This is a genomic window from Ruegeria sp. YTSC002 (assembly GCF_059609845.1).
The window spans coordinates 40,727-57,079 of the sequence record NZ_JBXWML010000018.1; the positions used below are offsets into that span (position 1 = coordinate 40,727).

Annotated in this window: 15 protein-coding genes; 5 read left to right on the forward strand and 10 right to left on the reverse strand. The window is 58.4% G+C overall.

Annotated elements, in window-relative coordinates:
• Window positions 1-29: 29 nt before the first annotated feature.
• Window positions 30-2,033, forward strand: a complete 2,004-nt coding sequence (locus AC2FFD_RS21220) for a hydantoinase/oxoprolinase family protein (protein WP_496874067.1) — start codon at window positions 30-32, stop codon at window positions 2,031-2,033.
• A 39-nt stretch (window positions 2,034-2,072) separates the two neighbouring features.
• On the opposite strand, the gene msrA is transcribed toward AC2FFD_RS21220, so the two are convergent.
• Both msrA and msrB read right to left on the reverse strand, forming a co-directional pair.
• Entirely contained in the window at window positions 2,073-2,585 is a 513-nt protein-coding gene (gene msrA, locus AC2FFD_RS21225) for a peptide-methionine (S)-S-oxide reductase MsrA (protein ID WP_496874068.1), read from the reverse strand.
• On the reverse strand, window positions 2,585-3,031 hold the full coding sequence (gene msrB, locus AC2FFD_RS21230; RefSeq protein ID WP_170345953.1) for a peptide-methionine (R)-S-oxide reductase MsrB: 447 nt from the start codon (window positions 3,029-3,031) through the stop codon (window positions 2,585-2,587). The genes msrA and msrB overlap by 1 nt, the downstream gene beginning before the upstream one ends.
• Before the next feature lie 145 nt (window positions 3,032-3,176).
• Between msrB and AC2FFD_RS21235 the strand changes: the two genes are divergently transcribed.
• Window positions 3,177-3,698: a glutathione peroxidase gene (locus AC2FFD_RS21235; RefSeq protein WP_496874069.1), complete on the forward strand. Its 522-nt coding sequence runs from the start codon at window positions 3,177-3,179 to the stop codon at window positions 3,696-3,698.
• On the opposite strand, the gene AC2FFD_RS21240 is transcribed toward AC2FFD_RS21235, so the two are convergent.
• Complete coding sequence (locus AC2FFD_RS21240) at window positions 3,674-4,561, reverse strand: DMT family transporter (RefSeq protein WP_257599639.1); 888 nt, start codon at window positions 4,559-4,561, stop codon at window positions 3,674-3,676. The genes AC2FFD_RS21235 and AC2FFD_RS21240 overlap by 25 nt on opposite strands.
• A 182-nt stretch (window positions 4,562-4,743) precedes the next feature.
• Between AC2FFD_RS21240 and AC2FFD_RS21245 the strand changes: the two genes are divergently transcribed.
• Window positions 4,744-5,940, forward strand: coding sequence for a BCCT family transporter (locus AC2FFD_RS21245; protein ID WP_496874073.1), 1,197 nt, complete (start codon window positions 4,744-4,746; stop codon window positions 5,938-5,940).
• A 202-nt stretch (window positions 5,941-6,142) separates the two neighbouring features.
• On the opposite strand, the gene AC2FFD_RS21250 is transcribed toward AC2FFD_RS21245, so the two are convergent.
• The 5 genes from AC2FFD_RS21250 to AC2FFD_RS21270 all read right to left on the reverse strand — a co-directional run bounded on the left by AC2FFD_RS21250 (window position 6,143) and on the right by AC2FFD_RS21270 (window position 11,710).
• Entirely contained in the window at window positions 6,143-6,502 is a 360-nt protein-coding gene (locus AC2FFD_RS21250; protein ID WP_480685484.1) for a CHAP domain-containing protein, read from the reverse strand.
• Window positions 6,503-6,981: 479 nt separating this feature from the next.
• Complete coding sequence (locus AC2FFD_RS21255; RefSeq protein ID WP_117871130.1) at window positions 6,982-7,269, reverse strand: HU family DNA-binding protein; 288 nt, start codon at window positions 7,267-7,269, stop codon at window positions 6,982-6,984.
• A gap of 130 nt (window positions 7,270-7,399) precedes the next feature.
• Complete coding sequence (locus AC2FFD_RS21260; protein ID WP_425079502.1) at window positions 7,400-8,863, reverse strand: AMP nucleosidase; 1,464 nt, start codon at window positions 8,861-8,863, stop codon at window positions 7,400-7,402.
• Window positions 8,860-10,662: an adenine deaminase gene (ade, locus tag AC2FFD_RS21265; RefSeq protein ID WP_496874070.1), complete on the reverse strand. Its 1,803-nt coding sequence runs from the start codon at window positions 10,660-10,662 to the stop codon at window positions 8,860-8,862. Before ade ends, AC2FFD_RS21260 begins: the two co-directional genes overlap by 4 nt.
• Before the next feature lie 178 nt (window positions 10,663-10,840).
• Complete coding sequence (locus tag AC2FFD_RS21270; protein ID WP_496874071.1) at window positions 10,841-11,710, reverse strand: LysR substrate-binding domain-containing protein; 870 nt, start codon at window positions 11,708-11,710, stop codon at window positions 10,841-10,843.
• Between the two features lie 112 nt (window positions 11,711-11,822).
• Here AC2FFD_RS21270 and AC2FFD_RS21275 point away from each other — a divergent pair, with 112 nt between their 5' ends.
• Window positions 11,823-12,578 carry a class II aldolase and adducin N-terminal domain-containing protein gene (locus AC2FFD_RS21275; RefSeq protein WP_496874072.1) on the forward strand — a complete coding sequence of 252 codons (756 nt, stop codon included), beginning with the start codon at window positions 11,823-11,825 and terminating at the stop codon, window positions 12,576-12,578.
• Window positions 12,579-12,635: 57 nt separating this feature from the next.
• Here the strand turns inward: AC2FFD_RS21275 and AC2FFD_RS21280 are convergent, their stop codons facing one another.
• Window positions 12,636-13,268: a class I SAM-dependent DNA methyltransferase gene (locus tag AC2FFD_RS21280; protein ID WP_170345968.1), complete on the reverse strand. Its 633-nt coding sequence runs from the start codon at window positions 13,266-13,268 to the stop codon at window positions 12,636-12,638.
• 88 nt (window positions 13,269-13,356) lie between these two features.
• Here AC2FFD_RS21280 and AC2FFD_RS21285 point away from each other — a divergent pair, with 88 nt between their 5' ends.
• A complete protein-coding gene (locus AC2FFD_RS21285) occupies window positions 13,357-14,202 on the forward strand; it encodes an SDR family oxidoreductase (protein ID WP_171616716.1) in 846 nt (281 codons plus the stop codon).
• A gap of 5 nt (window positions 14,203-14,207) precedes the next feature.
• Here the strand turns inward: AC2FFD_RS21285 and AC2FFD_RS21290 are convergent, their stop codons facing one another.
• Window positions 14,208-15,827: a GMC family oxidoreductase gene (locus AC2FFD_RS21290; protein WP_257599632.1), complete on the reverse strand. Its 1,620-nt coding sequence runs from the start codon at window positions 15,825-15,827 to the stop codon at window positions 14,208-14,210.
• Between the last annotated feature and the right edge of the window lie 526 nt (window positions 15,828-16,353).

Below are 16,353 nucleotides of genomic sequence, written 5' to 3' on the forward strand. Positions count from 1 at the left end.
CATCCCCAGCGAACAGTGAGGAGGACCCGATGACGGTGTCTTTGGGGGTAGATACGGGCGGGACCTATACCGACGCGGTATTGATCAGGGATGAGAAAGAGGTCATCGCCTCGGCCAAGTCGCTGACCACCCGGGCGGATCTGGCGATTGGTGTGGGCAAGGCGATCTCGTCTGTGCTGGCAGAGGCGCAGGTCACGCCGGATCAGATCTCGATGGCGTCATTGTCGACGACGCTGGCCACGAATGCTCTGGTCGAGGGGCAGGGCGGCCGTGTCGCGTTGATCTATATCGGGTTCAAGGACAGTGATCTTGAAAAACACGGGTTGAAAGAGGCGTTGAAAGGCGATCCGGCCCTGGTGATTGCCGGTGGGCATACCCATTCCGGTGGGCAGGCTGCGGCCTTGGATATCGCAGCGCTTGAGGCCTTTTTGGACTCGCATAAGGGGATTTCCGGCTTTGCGGTTGCTGCCCAGTTCGCCACCCGCAACCCGGCGCATGAGTTGGAAGCGGCGCGCATGATCTCGGAAAGAACCGGGGCGCCAGTGACCTGCTCGCATCATTTGTCCGCCAAGCTCAATGGTCCGAAACGCGCCGTGACGGCTGTTCTGAATGCGCGGCTGATCGGGATGATCGACCGCCTGATCGGGCGTGCACAGGATCAGCTGCACGCGCTGGGGATTTCGGCACCGATGATGGTGGTGCGCGGCGATGGCGCCCTGATGAGCGCGGAACAGGCGCGGGAACGGCCGATTGAGACTATCCTCAGCGGGCCTGCGGCTTCTATCGTCGGGGCGCGGTGGCTTACCGGAGCGGAGAATGCACTGGTCTCGGACATCGGGGGAACCACCACTGATGTGGCGCTTATCCGGGACGGAAAGCCCGCGATCGACCCGGCCGGGGCGCAGGTGGGTGGGTTTCGCACCATGGTCGAAGCCGTGGCGATGCGAACCCACGGTCTGGGCGGCGACAGTCAGGTTCATGTTGCGACCGAAGGGTTGCGGGGCGGTGTTTTCCTGGGCCCGCGTCGCGTGTTGCCCGTTTCGCTGATCGCATCAGAAGCACCCGACGTTGTGCATTCAGTACTGGATGAACAATTGCGGGCCACGACCGTGGGCGAGCATGATACGCGCTTTGCCCGCCGCGTGCCCGGCATCCATGCTGAAGGAGTAGGTGCGCGGGAAGAAAGCCTGTTGGAGAGGCTGGGAGATCACGTTCTGCCCCTGAGCGCCCTGCTGCGGTCGCGGATGGAGAACGGGGCGCTGATGCGCCTTGTCGATCGCGGAATCATCCAGGTGTCGGGGGTTACGCCATCTGATGCCAGCCACGTGTTGGGGCGGGTTCGTGCCTGGGATGTCGATGCGGCGCGCAAGGCATTGGACCTGTTGGCGCGCAAACGGGTCGGGTCAGGGGATATGTTGGCAAACTCCCCCGAAGCGCTGGCCCAGATGATCGTGGATCAATTGACGGAACAGACCAGTTTGACTTTGTTAGAGGCTGCTTTTGACGAAGAACAGGTTGGTTTTGGCCTGCCTTCGCAAGACTTGGCGCGTCATGTGCTGACACAGCGCGGGTTGGCACAACACCGTGGGTTGCTGTCGCTGAGTGCTGCTTTGAATGTGGATGTGGTGGGCCTTGGGGCGTCGGCCCCCAGTTACTACCCTGCCGTAGGTGAGCGGCTGCATTGCCGAATGATCCTGCCGGAACATGCGGGCGTGGCCAATGCGATTGGTGCTGTCGTGGGGCGGCTGACTCTGCGTCGCTCGGGCACGGTCACATCCCCGGCGGAAGGGCGATATCGTGTGCATCTGGAGGATGGCCCGAAGGATTTCGCCGCGTCAGAGGACGCCCTGGCCCTGTTGGAAAAGGTTTTGATGTCCGAAGCAGAGGGCGCAGTACGAGAAGCCGGCGCAGAAGACATTCGCGTGATCGTGGATCGTGACATCAAAACCGCGCGAGTCGAGGCAAAGGATGTTTTTGTCGAGGCCCTGATCACGGTCGAGGCAAGCGGACGTCCGAGGGTGGCCGCAGGCTAGCCCCCCTGAAAGCTTCAGAGGGGCCGGGCAGGTGGTGCTTTACTCTGCTGCGCTTGAGCGTTTGGGCAGGACCCAATCCTGACGCGGGAAGTGGCAGGTATAGCCGTTCGGGATCCGCTCCAGGTAATCCTGATGCTCTGGCTCGGCTTCCCAGAAGTCTCCGACAGGTTCGACCTCGGTCACGACTTTTCCGGGCCACAAGCCGCTGGCATTCACGTCGGCGATGGTGTCCAAGGCCACCTGTTTCTGCGTGTCATCCACGTAGTAGATCGCAGATCGATAGCTCATGCCGATATCGTTGCCCTGACGGTTGACCGTGGTCGGGTCATGGATCTGAAAGAAGAATTCCAGCAGGTCGCGATAGCTGATCCGAGACGGATCGAACCAGATCTCGATCCCTTCCGCGTGGGTGCCATGGTTGCGATAGGTCGCGTTGGGCACGTCGCCGCCGGTATAGCCGACCCGTGTACGCGACACGCCCGGCAGTTTGCGGATCAGGTCCTGCATCCCCCAGAAGCAGCCCCCGGCCAGTACAGCGCGTTGTTGGGTCATCAGATATCCTCCACATGAATCAGGTATTCGCCATAACCTTCGGCTTCCATCTCATCCCGATGAATGAACCGAAGCGAGGCGGAGTTTATGCAGTACCGCAATCCACCATGTTCACGCGGACCGTCCGGGAAGACATGCCCCAGATGGCTGTCTCCGTGTTTCGAGCGAACCTCGGTCCGGATCATGCCATGCGTGGTATCGCGGAACTCTTCGACATGTTCGTGCACGATCGGCTTGGTGAAACTGGGCCAACCGCACCCGGATTCGTATTTATGGGTCGAGGCAAACAGCGGTTCACCTGATACGATGTCCACATAAATGCCCGGTTCTTTGTTGTTCAGGTATTTTCCGGTGCCCGGACGTTCCGTACCACTGCGCTGAGTGACGTGGAACTCTTCGGGCGAAAGCGCAGCAATGGCCGTGGGGTCTTTGGTGTAACGAGTCATGGATCCTCCGGCTGAATTATTGTTTGCGCCATTATCTGGGGGCTGCGGGGTGGAAAGCAAAGCGATATTTCAAACCGCTCTCGCAGTCGTGCAAGTGATCTGAACAACAAAGTCGCGCGTATCAGGATGAAAGGGAGGACAAGACATGATGAGATTGCTGCTTTTGACTGCCCTGATGTTGCTGGGCCGCGCCGTTCAGGCGGCGCCGCTGACCGGTGAGTTCGACTCGATCGACGGAGGCACATTGGCCATCGAAGATTGGCGCGGCCAACCTGTGCTGGTGGTCAACACCGCGTCGCAATGTGGGTTTACCGGGCAATACAAGGCGCTGCAAAAGGTACATGAGGTCTATTCCGGCAAAGGGCTGGTCGTTCTTGCGGTGCCGTCGGATTCGTTCAATCAGGAGCTGGAAACGGCAGGTGAGGTCAAACAGTTCTGCGAGATGAACTATGGGCTAACCCTGCCGATGACGGATATCACTCCGGTCAAAGGGGCTGAGGCCCACCCGTTCTATAAGGCCGTCGCCGCGCAGACCGGGTTCACGCCCAAATGGAACTTCAACAAGATCCTGATCGATTCTGAGGGTGAAGTCGCGGCGACCTTCGGGTCAAATGTAAAACCCGATTCCCGCAAACTGCTGTCTCAGGTCGAAGCTTTGCTGCCCTGAGCGGGCTGGCGTGAAAGCTGAACCGCAAGAATGCCAAGGGTTGTAACGGCAACGCCAACCGCATCCATGGCGCCTAGCTTCTCGCCCAGCAGAATCGCCGCGATGGTGACCCCGAACACAGGGTTCAAAAAGTGAAAGGTGGCAGCGCGAACGGCTCCGATGCGGTCCAACAGCAGGAACCAGATCAATGTCGCCAGCAATCCGGGGAAAAGGGTTGTGTAGGTAAAGGCCAGCGCCAGTGGCAACGTCGGGTGGATGTAGATGGTTTCAAAGACCGGAGCAGCCACAAACAGCGCGGCTGAACCAACCAGCATTTGCAGGCCGACGACCATCATGAAGTTCCCGCCGGACGTTGCGCCGCGAACGGCCAAGGTTGCGAAGGTCAAGGCAAGAGCACCCAAACCGCAAAGCGCGACCCCGAACACATCAACGCCCGCGCTGATCCGACTGCTCATGATAAGGGCGACTCCGGCGAAACCGGCGAACAGACCCAAAACACCCAATGGCCGCAGCTTTTCGCCGAAAATCAACCACCCCGCCAGCGCCACCAACAAGGGCATGGTGGACGCGATTATGGCCGCGACCGATGCCTCGACCGTTTGCATTGCATAGAAATTCAGACCCAAATACAGGGCATTTTGGCAGATCCCGAACAGGATCGTTGCGCGCCATTGGTTTCGGGTCAGGTGCCAGCTTTGCCCCATCGAGCGGGCAATCATGACCCCCAGAACACCCGAGATCAGAAACCTCAAGGCCAGCGAAAACAGAGGGGACGCATCCGCCACGATGATCCGCGCCGAGGTAAAGGCAGATGACCAGATCAGGGCAAATGTCAGCCCCATGGCTATGGCGCGCAGATCCATGGAGACCCCCTGTCACTTCGCGCGGACTGTCCCTGATTTCGGGATCGGTCGCAAGCGGTGCGCGTCAAAAAAGACACATGCGTGATGCAAGAAAAACCTTGTGCATGTTTATATTGATTGACTAGCCAATTAAAGATATCGGCGGCACGATCTGACATATCAAGGGAGGTTTGTCGGTGCTTCTGGAGTACATTCTATCTTTCGGCGTCCTGCTGGCATTGGGCCTGGTCGCTTTTTTCGTCGTGAAATGGTGGAACCTGCGCTGTGTCGGCGTGACACCGGTTCATCTGTTCACGTTCATCGCGATCCTGTTCACATCCGGTCTGGATGTCGGTCTGATCATGTTCCCACTTACCGAATTTGGTGGATATGCCGAAGACCCGGCTTACGCCTTCGCGAACCCGCTGGCCATCGAGTTTGGATTCTGGGGTTTTCTGATCTGGGCCTTCTATTTCCTGACCGCCTTCTACTTCTGCGTGATCGAACCCCGCGTGAAGTTCTTTGAGATCCCGCTGGTCAAGCTGATCAACAACGTGGTCATCATCGGCACCTGCGCCTTCACCGCCAGCCTGTTCCTGATCTACCTGCCCGGCTATCTGCCCGAGGTCGGAGATGGTGAATCCGTCGTCACCACCTTCTACATCATCGTGTTTGTCGTCATTCTGGCGGCGGCCTATTCCTCGACCGATCTGAAATACGTTCGCATCCTGTCCGTCGGTTCGACCTTTCTGTTCCTTGCCCTGATTCTGGGCATGTGGGCAGCCGCAGGTATGGGCGTGACCGGGTTCGTGGAAACCGGCAGCAATATCGGGGCCTATTTCGCCAACCTGCACAAGTTCGTCCTGCCATTGACCGACTATCACGCGTTCTATCTGTTCTGGTGGTTTGCATGGTCGATCATGATCGGACAGTTTACGTCGCGCTTCGTGGGTGGTCTGACCACGTGGCAGTTGCTGGCCGCGCTGTTGATCTTCCCGTCCATCCCGCTGGGGATCTGGTTCACCGTTCTTTACTATTACCACCTGAACGACATCAGTACCGCAGGCATCACCAACATTGCGATGGTGATCGTGGGTGTGACGTTCGTGATCAACTCATTGGACTCGCTGATCCGACTGTACACCGACAACCTGAACCTGACCGTCGAGCGGTTCGGAAAGGCGATCTATGTGGCTGGCAACGTCGCGCTGCTGTTTTTCCTGACCCTGCTGTTCCAGAGCCAGTGGCTGCAAATCCAGTGGATCGGAGCGGTCGTGGTTGGCCTGTATCTGGCCTGCGTCGTCTATATCCTGATCACCAAACGCCAGGAGGTGATGAGTATCGATTCAATGCCAGAAGACCGTGATCTGGACTTCCACAAGGTTGAAACGGTCCACTGACCGGACCAGAGACACGGAACAGAAACGGGCGCCTTTGGTGCCCGTTTTTGTTTTGTCCGCACACTCTCACCGCTCCGAACAATTTGCAGGCTTTTCAACCACGCTACATCCCAAACCGGGCGGCGGCTGCCTTTGCGATACGATCAAAAGGAACGTTGCCCGCGGTGCGATCAACCGACCCGTGAAATGAGGTTGGGCAAGGCTATTCGTCAACCGCCGGATAGATGAACCCGTTTACCGGGTAGGGATTGCCGTAACGGCCCGGTTGGCTTTCAACCCGGACCAACGTCCAGTCATTGTTCTTCGAGACATCCTTGACGCCCATTTGCAACGACACCTTGTTGCGGTGCCAATTGGCATGATTCACGATGACTTCACGATCGGAGACGATATCGGAAACGACAGCCACATGACCCAGGGGCATCCCGCGGGTTGCCCGAAACGACATTACCGCACCAACAACCGGTTCCTTGCCGCGCTCGAACACTTTCTGCGCCTTCCGCCACCAGTCCTTCGCATTGCCACGAATTTCAATACCGCTGAGGTCTCGGGCGTAGGGCACGCACCATACTCTTTGCCCTCGGGCCCGCTTTTTCGAGACCTCTTGCAGCGCCATCAACTGACGTTCGGGATCGAGATTCTCATAGTTGGTGTTTTGCGCACAGGCAGAGACAAGAGTGATTAAACCCACCGCAATCGCGGAACGGGCACTGCCGGACAAGCGCGGCCAAGTCGTTTTCTTTCTACAGACGCTGTTTTGCAAGATGCTTCATTGCCGGTTCGAAGATTGACGAAGTTGTAAGATGATCGGACAAGCCTTGAAAAGAGGCCCGCCACCGCCACGGCAAGATTTTGCCAATTCTCCGACCCAGGTTCAGGTCAATGGCTGCCCTCGAAGGCGCATTTTCCTTTTGGTGGCGAATTCCGGCCCGACACATGCTGTGCGAAACGGGTTCAAAACCCGCAGGCACAAAACATTCAAGACGATAGAAAAAGGGCCCCCCGAAGGCGGCCCTTTATCGTTGACTGGAAAAGCTGAAATCAGCCGTTCACGCTGTCTTTCAGCGCTTTGGCGATGGTCATTTTCACAACCTTGTCGGCTTCTTTGGTGAAGGTCTCACCAGTGGCCGGGTTGCGAACCTGACGCTCGGGGCGTTCGCGGCAGTAGATTTTTCCGACGCCGGGCAGGGTCACTGCGCCACCGGCCGAAACTTCGCGGGTGATCAGGCCGGTGATGGCCTCCAGCGCGGAGTTCGCGGATTTCTTGTCGGTTCCCATTTCCTCAGCGAGAGCAGCAACCAGCTGAGTCTTTGTCATAGGCTTTGCCATTTCTTGGTCTCCTTAACGTGCCCGATCTATAGGGCCTCACCGCGTAACTGTAACGGGATATTGTGGCCAAACACAACGAATAGTAGCGCTGAAACCCCTAAAAATATGGGGAAAACGTTGCTTTTTTGCTTCAGAGGAAGGCCGTTTCGTCGAAGGAGCGCAATTTCCGACTGTGCAAACGCTCCAACGGCATGCCGCGCAGATGTTCCATCGCCTTGATGCCGATGGCCAGATGTCGGCTGACCTGAGTGGTATAAAACGAAGACGCCATGCCCGGCAGCTTCAATTCCCCGTGCAGGGGTTTGTCCGAAACGCACAGCAAAGTGCCATACGGAACGCGGAACCGATAGCCGTTCGCGGCAATGGTGGCACTTTCCATATCCAGCGCGATTGCCCGGGATTGACTCAGACGCTGGACCGGACCGGACTGATCGCGCAATTCCCAGTTTCGGTTGTCGACCGAGGCCACAGTGCCCGTCCGCATGATCCGCTTCAGCTCATACCCTTCCAGTTTGGTCACTTCGGCCACGGCGTGTTCCAGCGCCACCTGTACTTCGGCCAGAGGCGGGATCGGCACCCAGACCGGCAGATCGTCATCCAGAACCTTGTCTTCGCGCAGATAGGCGTGGGCCAGAACGAAATCGCCCAATGCCTGTGTGTTGCGCAACCCGGCGCAGTGACCAACCATCAGCCACGCGTGTGGGCGCAGAACTGCAATATGGTCGGTGGCGGTCTTTGCATTGGATGGGCCAACACCGATGTTCACCAACGTAATTCCCGAACCATCTTCGCGCTTCAGGTGGTAGGTCGGCATTTGCGGCAGTTTCAGCGGTTGTTCGATAGGTGCCTTGGGGTCCGTGATCTCGGCGTTGCCGGTTGAAACAAAGCTGGTATAGCCGCTGGCAGGATCCGCCAATTGCTCGCGAGCGTAGTTTTCGAATTCCGAGACATAGAATTGGTAGTTCGTGAACAACACGTGGTTCTGAAAGTGACCTGCGTCAGTTGCGGTATAGTGTGCCAGCCTCGCAAGCGAATAATCCACACGTTGAGCGGTAAAAAGAGACAAGGGTCCAACGGCATCATCATGGTCATGTACGCCATTGACGATGTCATCATTGGTGGTTGTCAGGTCCGGAACATCAAACACATCGCGCAGGGTGAAGTCGGCCGCGCCCTGATGAGGCACGACAAGATCGGGATTGTTTGCCACGGCAAAATGCACCGGAATCGGTGTGTCCGACGCCGCAATCGTCACAGGCTGGCCATGGTTCTTGATCAACAGTGCGATCTGTTGGGTCAGGTAGGATCTGAACAAATCCGGGCGTGTCACCGTCGTGGCGTGAACGCCGGGTTCGGACACGTGACCAAAGCTCAGGCGGCTGTCGACTTGGGCATAGGTCGAGGTTTTGATGCGAATTTCCGGGTAATAGGCTCTGTATCTCGCGGCGGGCGCCCCATTTCCCATGGCGTCCGCAAAGCTGTCGCACAGGAAATCGGTGGCCTGCACGTACAGCTCTTCCAGCCGTGCAACGGCGGCGGCGGGATCGGTAAACTGTTCTGGCGCGGGTGCTTGCGGTGTCAGGAGTGTGGTCATGCCAATGGTTCCAGAAGTTCTATTTTTTCGAATGTGCGTACGTCGACCAACCCGAGATCCGAGATTCGAAGCTCGGGAATCACGACCAGCGCCAGCAATGAATGCTGCATGTACGCGTTGTTCAGATGACAGCCGCATTCCTGCATCGCCTGCACCATCCTGTCGGCCTTGGCTGCGACTTCGGCGGCAGGACTGTCGGACATAAGGCCTGCGATGGGCAGCTCGACCAGCGCCAGTTCCTGCCCGTCCCGGAACAAGGTGATGCCACCGCCCACTTCGGCCAGGCGGTTGGCGGCCAGCGCCATCTGATCCCGGTCTGTACCGACGACGATCATGTGATGACTGTCATGCGCCACGGTCGAGGCCATGGCCATTTTTCCCTGATAGCCAAAGCCCGAAACAAACGCGTTGGTGACGCCCCCGGTGGCCTGGTGCCGCTCGACCAGCGCAATCTGGCACACTTCGCCTTCGCCCTCGACCAGCCCGCCAATGATCGGCAATTCAGCCTTCAATGCCTTGGTCGGGGCCTGGTTTTCCACCACGCCGATGACGTTGGCCTGAACTTTGTTGGCCCCTTCCGGTGCCTTGATCTCAAAATCGGCCGACGTCAGTTCATGCCCCAGATGCACGGTGTTGCGTGATTTTTCGGGCCAGTTCAGATGTGGACAGTCCACCTTGATAGAACCGTTTTCCGCGACCACCTGCCCGCGGGCCATCACCATCTCAATCGGCAACTCAGTCAGATCCGAGCTGAGGATGATATCCGCCCGCCGCCCCGGAGTGACGGAACCAATCTCGCGTTCCAGCCCGAAATGCGTTGCCGTGTTGATCGTCGCCATTTGCAACGCGATCAGAGGGTCACACCCGCAGGCAATGGCATGACGTACGACGCGGTTCATATGCCCGTCATTTACCAATGTGCCGGAATGACAGTCATCCGTGCACAGAATGAAGTTGCGCTGATCCAGCCCTTTTTCTGTCACGGCAGTAATCTGGCTTTCCACATCATACCAGGCCGAGCCCAGACGCATCATCGAGCGCATCCCCTGGCGAACCCGTGCAATGGCGTCGGCCTCGCACGTGCCTTCGTGATCATCTGCGGGGCCACCCGCCACGTAAGCCGCAAAATCAGGCCCTAAGTCGGGCGAAGCATAGTGCCCTCCGACTGTTTTCCCGGCCCGTTGAGTGGCTGCAATCTCGGCCAGCATCTTGGGATCGCCATGGATCACGCCCGGGAAATTCATCATCTCACCCAGCCCGATGATACCCGGCCAATTCATCGCCTCGGTCACGTCTTCGGGCGTGATTTCATAGCCCGTCGTCTCCAACCCCGGTGCGGATGGCGCGCAGGATGGCATCTGAGTGAATATATTGACCGGTTGCATCATCGCTTCGTCATGCATCATGCGCACGCCGTCCAGACCCAGCACGTTGGCGATCTCATGCGGATCGGTGAACATGCTGGTCGTTCCATGCGGGATGACGGCCCGGGCGAACTCGGCGGGGGTCAGCATGCCGGATTCGATATGCATATGCGCATCACACAAGCCGGGCAGAATGTAGCGCCCTTGTGCTTCGATGATTTCCGTATCCGGCCCCACGCAATGCGAGGCATCCGGTCCGACGAATGCTATGCGCCCGGCAGCAATCGCCACGGAATGATCCGGCAGCAATTCGCGGCTGTGTACGTTCGCCCAGATTCCGCCCTGAATGACCGTGTCCGCCGCCTCACGTCCGGCTGCAACTGCGATCAATTTGGGGGCGACATCGGGCCAGCTTGGGAAAGGTGTGTATTCCATGGCTCAACTTTCACGAATGCGCCAGCGGGTGCAACCCCGGTTCTTCGGTGTTGGGGATTCCTCATGTGTATTGGGTATGCTTTCTGGTCCGGGCGCGCCCGCAGCGCGTCAGCGCTGCCCGGCCCAACCTACGAAGATGCCCCGGCGGGGCATTGCCGTTGGGCGGGAGTACTTCCCTTTATGCCGCAGACCCGATCTCACGCCGCACCCAGTTGGCAAAGGCCACGGCGCCGGGTGTGTCCTCGGCCTGTGGGGACAGCAGCAGATAGTAGGACTCGGGCATTCGAACGCGGTGCTCAAATGGCGCAACCAGTTGACCGCGCTTGATCAGATGACTGGCGATCGTGTTATGTGCCAGGCAAAGACCACCGCCAGCCATGACCGCTGACAGGCAAACCAGGTAGGTCGTCGCGTAGGTTATCGGCGGATTTTCCCAATTCAGACCCTGATCTTCCGCCCAACTTGGCCAGTTGGACAGCAGGTTGGAGCAGTCGAAAAGTGGCTGTTCCTGAAGGTTTTCCAGGCAGACCGGATATCCGGGAGCGCAGACCGGATAATAGTGTTCGGTGCGCAGAATTTCGGTTCGGACCGTATCCGACGGACGAAGCGAGAACCGAATCTCGACCGCTGCGCCTTCGGCCATTTCGCGCGGTTCCCAAAGCTCGGTGAAGACGTTCAATTGAACATGTGGATGTTCCGCCCGAAATGCCGGCAGGCGCGGGGCCAGCCAGTTGACGGCAAAGCTGATGTTGCATTGCACTTGAACCGCGTTTGGTTGCGCACCGGTAACTGCCCGGGTTCCGCGCATCAGTGTCCGAAAGGCTTCTCGCACAACTGGCAGATAGGTGATTCCGGCCTCGGTCAGTTCCAGAGCTTTGGGGCGGCGCAGAAACAGTGGCTGCCCCAGATGCCCCTCCAGAGATTTGATCTGCTGGCTGACGGCGCTTTGCGTCATGTTCAGGTCTCGTGCCGCGCCGGTAAACGAGAGATGGCGTGCGGCGGCTTCGAAAGTGCGCAACCAGCCAAGCGGCGGCAGCTTGTTTTGCATCGACATAACCCCGACATAAGTTCAGCTAATGGGATAGTCGTGTTTTTTTCGTTGGTCAAACTGCCGGGCCCCATGCAGGTTTGGCCACGACCAGCCGCGAAAGGAGCCGAGCATGAGCCTCACCAGTCTTCGTCCCAATATCGACCATTGGTCCGAGCGCGTGGATATGGCCGCCGCCTTCCGCTGGACGGCCCGGCTGAACATGCATGAGGCGGTTGCCAACCATTTCAGCCTGGCGGTGAATGATGACGGCACGCAGTTTCTGATGAACCCCAATCAGGTGCACTTTGCGCGCATTCGTGCCTCGGATATTTTGTTGCTGGATGCCAATGACCCGCATGTGATGGAACAACCCGGTGCCCCGGACCCGACGGCCTGGGGGCTGCACGGCTCAATCCACCGCCACTGCCCTCATGCGCGCTGCGTCATGCATGTGCATTCGATCTTTGCAACCGTTCTGGCCTCATTGGCCGACAGTTCATTGCCGCCGATCGATCAGAACACGGCGACCTTTTACAACCGTTACGTGGTTGATGAAGAATTCGGAGGTCTGGCCTTTGAAAGCGAGGGTGAGCGCTGCGCCGGGATGCTGTCAGATCCCAGGAAGAAGGTCATGATCATGGGCAATCACGGTGTTCTGGTCATCGGCAGCGACCCTGCCGACACCTTCAACAGGCTGTATTATTTCGAACGCGCGGCCGAAACCTACATTCGTGCCTTGCAGACCGGGCTGCCCCTGCGCGTATTATCCGACGAGATTGCCGAGAAAACAGCGCAAGAGCTGGATGCCTATCCCGATCAGGCCGAGGCGCACCTGTGTGAGATCAAAGCGATCCTTGATTCCGAAAATTCGGACTACGCGACCTGAGGCAAAGCGATGCGCCTGGTCGAAGCGGGGGGTTTGATTGCATCCGAATAACCGGACTCAAACCCGTTCAAACAAAGCGATCAAAGCGGTGTCATCCTTGTTGGGGCCAGCCGCGAGATCTCCGTATATGCGGACTTCGGGCAGGGTCAGGTTGCGAATCTGATCCTGTTCCAGTTTGCGGAAAGCGTCAGCAAAACCCAGTTCCTTGTAATGGCGCGCATTGATCGAAAGGGCAAACTGCGCCCCGTGCCGCGCCACGCGTAACAGTTCGGGCAACACCTCGGGGCCCAAATGACCATGTGTGAAAGTGCCGGATGAAACTATGCCGGAATATCTGTGACGCGGAACGGGGATGCCCTGTGTCAGATCAGCCTCGATCGCGTCCCGGTAAAGGTCCTTGCGCATCGCCTGATCCAGCATCTCTGCGCTGATATCGGTTGCATCAATGGGTCCGACGCCTAGCGCCGACAGCACCGCGCCGCACAGGCCGGTTCCTGCGCCGACATCCAGAACGGGCCCCTGACCGCCCGCGCCGACAAATGCCCGCGCCGTGTGGGTGTGAAGCTGATAGTCTTCGCGCGCGGCGAAACCGTCATCATAATCTCCTGCCCATTCCGCATAGAGCTGTCTGTTCTCGTCCGGAGAACTCAGCGCGTAGGCCGAATGCAGGTCAGGTGTTTTTTTGCTCATGACCAACAGAAAGGCGCATTCGAAGATTCGATTCAAGTGCGTCCATGCGGCGCTTGCATCCCGGTACGGCGCAGATCATCAAAGGGGCATGACCAAGACGCTCTTTTCCTTCGGCCATGGCTATTCTGCCCAGGCCCTGTCCCGAAACCTTGCCCCGAAAGGCTGGAAAACTGTTGGCACGACGCGAGACCGTGAAGGGATGGCCGCAATTCGGGCCTCTGGCGCCGAGCCGCTGATCTGGCCGGGTGAGGCACCGAACCTTGATGGGGTGAGCCATTTGCTGATCTCGACTGCGCCAGTTGAAGCGGGTGATCCGGTTTTGGCGGCGCTGGGCGGTGAAATCGCCAAGCGGTCCAGTCAGTTCGAATGGGTGGGCTATTTGTCGACAACGGCCGTCTATGGCGACCATCAGGGTGGCTGGGTGGATGAGGACACACCACCTGCACCGACCGCCAAGCGCGGCAGATGGCGTATGCTGGCCGAGGCGCAATGGTCGGCCATTCCGGGCCTGCCTGTTCATGTCTTCCGCCTGGCGGGTATCTACGGGCCGGGGCGCGGGCCGTTTTCCAAGCTCAAGCGTGGTGGGTTGCGGCGCATTATCAAGCCGGGGCAGGTGTTCTCGCGCATTCATGTGGAAGACATCGCGCAGATCCTGGAAGCTTCGATGATGAAGCCGAATCCGGGACGGGTCTATAATGTATGTGACGACGAACCGGTCCCGCCGCAGGATGTCATAGGCTATGCTGCCGAGTTGCAGGGTCTGCCCCTGCCTCCTGCGGTCCGGTTCGACGACGCCGATCTGTCGCCGATGGCGCGCAGTTTCTACAACGAAAACAAGCGGGTTCGAAACGACCGGATCAAGGAAGAACTGGGTATTGATCTGATCTATCCCAATTACCGTGTCGGGTTGGAAGCCCTGATGAAAGGCAAGTAGCGCCGTTACATCGCCGCCGCTTTGATCATGTCGGCCGCTTTTTCGGCTATCATGATGGTGGGTGCGTTTGTATTGCCCGACACCAATGTCGGCATCACCGAGGCATCGACGATCCGCAGGCCTTCAAGCCCTCGTACGCGAAGCTGGGGGTCGACGACCGCCATTTCGTCTACGCCCATCTTGCAGGTGCCCACCGGGTGATAGATCGTGTCGGCGCGGGCGCGGATGTGCTCCTCCCAATCCTGATCGGTCTGGGCGGTATCGGTGCCGAACAGTTCTTTGTGCCGATACTTGGCCAAAGCTGGCGCGTTGAGGATATCCCGCGCCATTCGCGCGCCTTTGATCATGGTTTGCAGATCGCGTTTGTCCGACAGAAACGCCGGATCGATGGCGGGGGCCGCCATGGGATCTGCGCTGTTCAGGCCTACGGTCCCCCGACTTTCCGGTCGCAGCTTGCAAACATGGCAACTGTACCCGTACCCGTAATGCAGTTTGCGGGCATGATCATCGACCATTGCGATGGTGAAATGCAGCTGAATGTCGGGACGCTCCAGATCGGGGGTGGTTTTCAGAAACGCTGCGCCTTCGGCAAATGGGGTGGCCGCCATCGAGACGCCCGTCTTGCTCCACCTTTGAATATGTCTCAACAACCGCGCTGCCCCTGCGGGTCCGATACCAAAATTGTCGGTGTCCGTGGTTTTGAAGATCAACGCGAAATCCAGATGATCCTGCAAGTTCTGCCCCACGCCAGGCAGTTCGTGGTGAACAGCGATTCCGTGCGGCTCAAGATCGCTCGTTGCACCAACACCCGAAACCTGAAGCAGTTGTGGCGATTTCAAAGCGCCTGCGCACAGCAGGACTTCGCGCTTCGCCCGGATGGTGATGTCTGCGCCCTTGCCTTTCGCCCGGTATACAACGCCCGTCGCGCGCTTGCCTTCAAAGCGCAGCCTGCTGGCATGTGCATGCGTGATGACCGTCAGGTTCGGGCGGTCGGAAACTGGAAAAAGATAACCAGCCGCCGCAGAACACCGTTCTCCATTCTTTGCCGGGTCGTGAAACTGGGTGACCTGGTACAGGCCGACGCCTTCGTTGTCGCCGCGGTTGAAGTCTTCGGTATGGCGGTGTTGCAGCTGCTGTGCGGCTTGAATGAATGCATGGGTGATTGGACGAGGCTCTTTTTGCCGTGAAACCTGTAACGGCCCCCTGTCACCATGCACGCTGTCTGCGCCAAGCTCATTGTTTTCGGCCCGTTTGAAATATGGCACTACACTGTCCCAGTCCCAGCCGTCGCAGCCCAGATCGGCCCAGCCATCATAGTCCTGCCGCTGACCGCGTACATACAGCATGGCGTTGATCGCGCTCGAGCCGCCCAGTGCCTTGCCGCGTGGTTGATAGCCTCTGCGCCCGTTCAGACCGGGCTGCGGGACCGTTTCAAAGGCCCAGTTGTTGATTCTGGGGCGCCCCGGAAGTGCGGTCACGACAGCGGCAGGCATTCTGACGAAAAGACTTTTCCCACCACCACCCGCTTCAAGCAGGCAGACACTTGTGGATGGATCTTCGCTCAGGCGGTTGGCCAGAACCGAGCCGGCCGAACCGCCGCCTACGATGATATAGTCGAAATCCATTCTGTCTTGCGCACCTCTTGCGACGTATTCGTTTCATTGACTGGTCGGGCAGGGTTACCACCTTCCCGGTGAGAGTGCGTTAATGGAGCAAAAAAACAACTGTGACCCAAAGTCAGTTTTTGCGTAACCCAGCCTTTTCTTGAGGGTCAGGTCCGGGCTGCACGACAGGTGCGGAAAGGTTTTGCAGATCGTTTCTGTCTGCCGAACCTCTCGATTCCCCCGCAGGGGCGAGTCTTAGGGTTCCTTCTTGGGAAATCCGCACGTTCCAGGTGGCCTGAGAATCTTGATTTGTTAAACTAACTCATTGTTTTAGTTAATAAACACAAGAAATCGACGCGAAATGCAAAGTTTTTTGAAAATGGGGGTTGCAGGTCTCAGGCCTAATCCGTAAATACCCCTTCACCGGCGCTGCTGAGGCGCTGGGACGCGGCGGAAGCGGCGGTTACGCTCGGGAGAGACCGGGGGCATCTGAGGTTAGGATTTAGGCGGGCGCGCTGAGGGATTGGCGCAACGGTCTGGTTTTTGG

Bases quoted from the DNA above. Each gene is read 5' to 3' on its own strand.
- ade (WP_496874070.1), bottom strand. From the start codon at position 10,662: ATGGAATACACACCTTTCCCAAGCTGGCCCGATGTCGCCCCCAAATTG.
- AC2FFD_RS21280 (WP_170345968.1), bottom strand. From the start codon at position 13,268: ATGAGCAAAAAAACACCTGACCTGCATTCGGCCTACGCGCTGAGTTCT.
- AC2FFD_RS21270 (WP_496874071.1), bottom strand. From the start codon at position 11,710: ATGCAAAACAAGCTGCCGCCGCTTGGCTGGTTGCGCACTTTCGAAGCC.
- AC2FFD_RS21290 (WP_257599632.1), bottom strand. From the start codon at position 15,827: ATGGATTTCGACTATATCATCGTAGGCGGCGGTTCGGCCGGCTCGGTT.
- AC2FFD_RS21275 (WP_496874072.1), top strand. From the start codon at position 11,823: ATGAGCCTCACCAGTCTTCGTCCCAATATCGACCATTGGTCCGAGCGC.
- msrA (WP_496874068.1), bottom strand. From the start codon at position 2,585: ATGACCCAACAACGCGCTGTACTGGCCGGGGGCTGCTTCTGGGGGATG.
- AC2FFD_RS21220 (WP_496874067.1), top strand. From the start codon at position 30: ATGACGGTGTCTTTGGGGGTAGATACGGGCGGGACCTATACCGACGCG.
- msrB (WP_170345953.1), bottom strand. From the start codon at position 3,031: ATGACTCGTTACACCAAAGACCCCACGGCCATTGCTGCGCTTTCGCCC.
- AC2FFD_RS21240 (WP_257599639.1), bottom strand. From the start codon at position 4,561: ATGGATCTGCGCGCCATAGCCATGGGGCTGACATTTGCCCTGATCTGG.
- AC2FFD_RS21285 (WP_171616716.1), top strand. From the start codon at position 13,357: ATGACCAAGACGCTCTTTTCCTTCGGCCATGGCTATTCTGCCCAGGCC.
- AC2FFD_RS21255 (WP_117871130.1), bottom strand. From the start codon at position 7,269: ATGGCAAAGCCTATGACAAAGACTCAGCTGGTTGCTGCTCTCGCTGAG.
- AC2FFD_RS21260 (WP_425079502.1), bottom strand. From the start codon at position 8,863: ATGACCACACTCCTGACACCGCAAGCACCCGCGCCAGAACAGTTTACC.
- AC2FFD_RS21235 (WP_496874069.1), top strand. From the start codon at position 3,177: ATGATGAGATTGCTGCTTTTGACTGCCCTGATGTTGCTGGGCCGCGCC.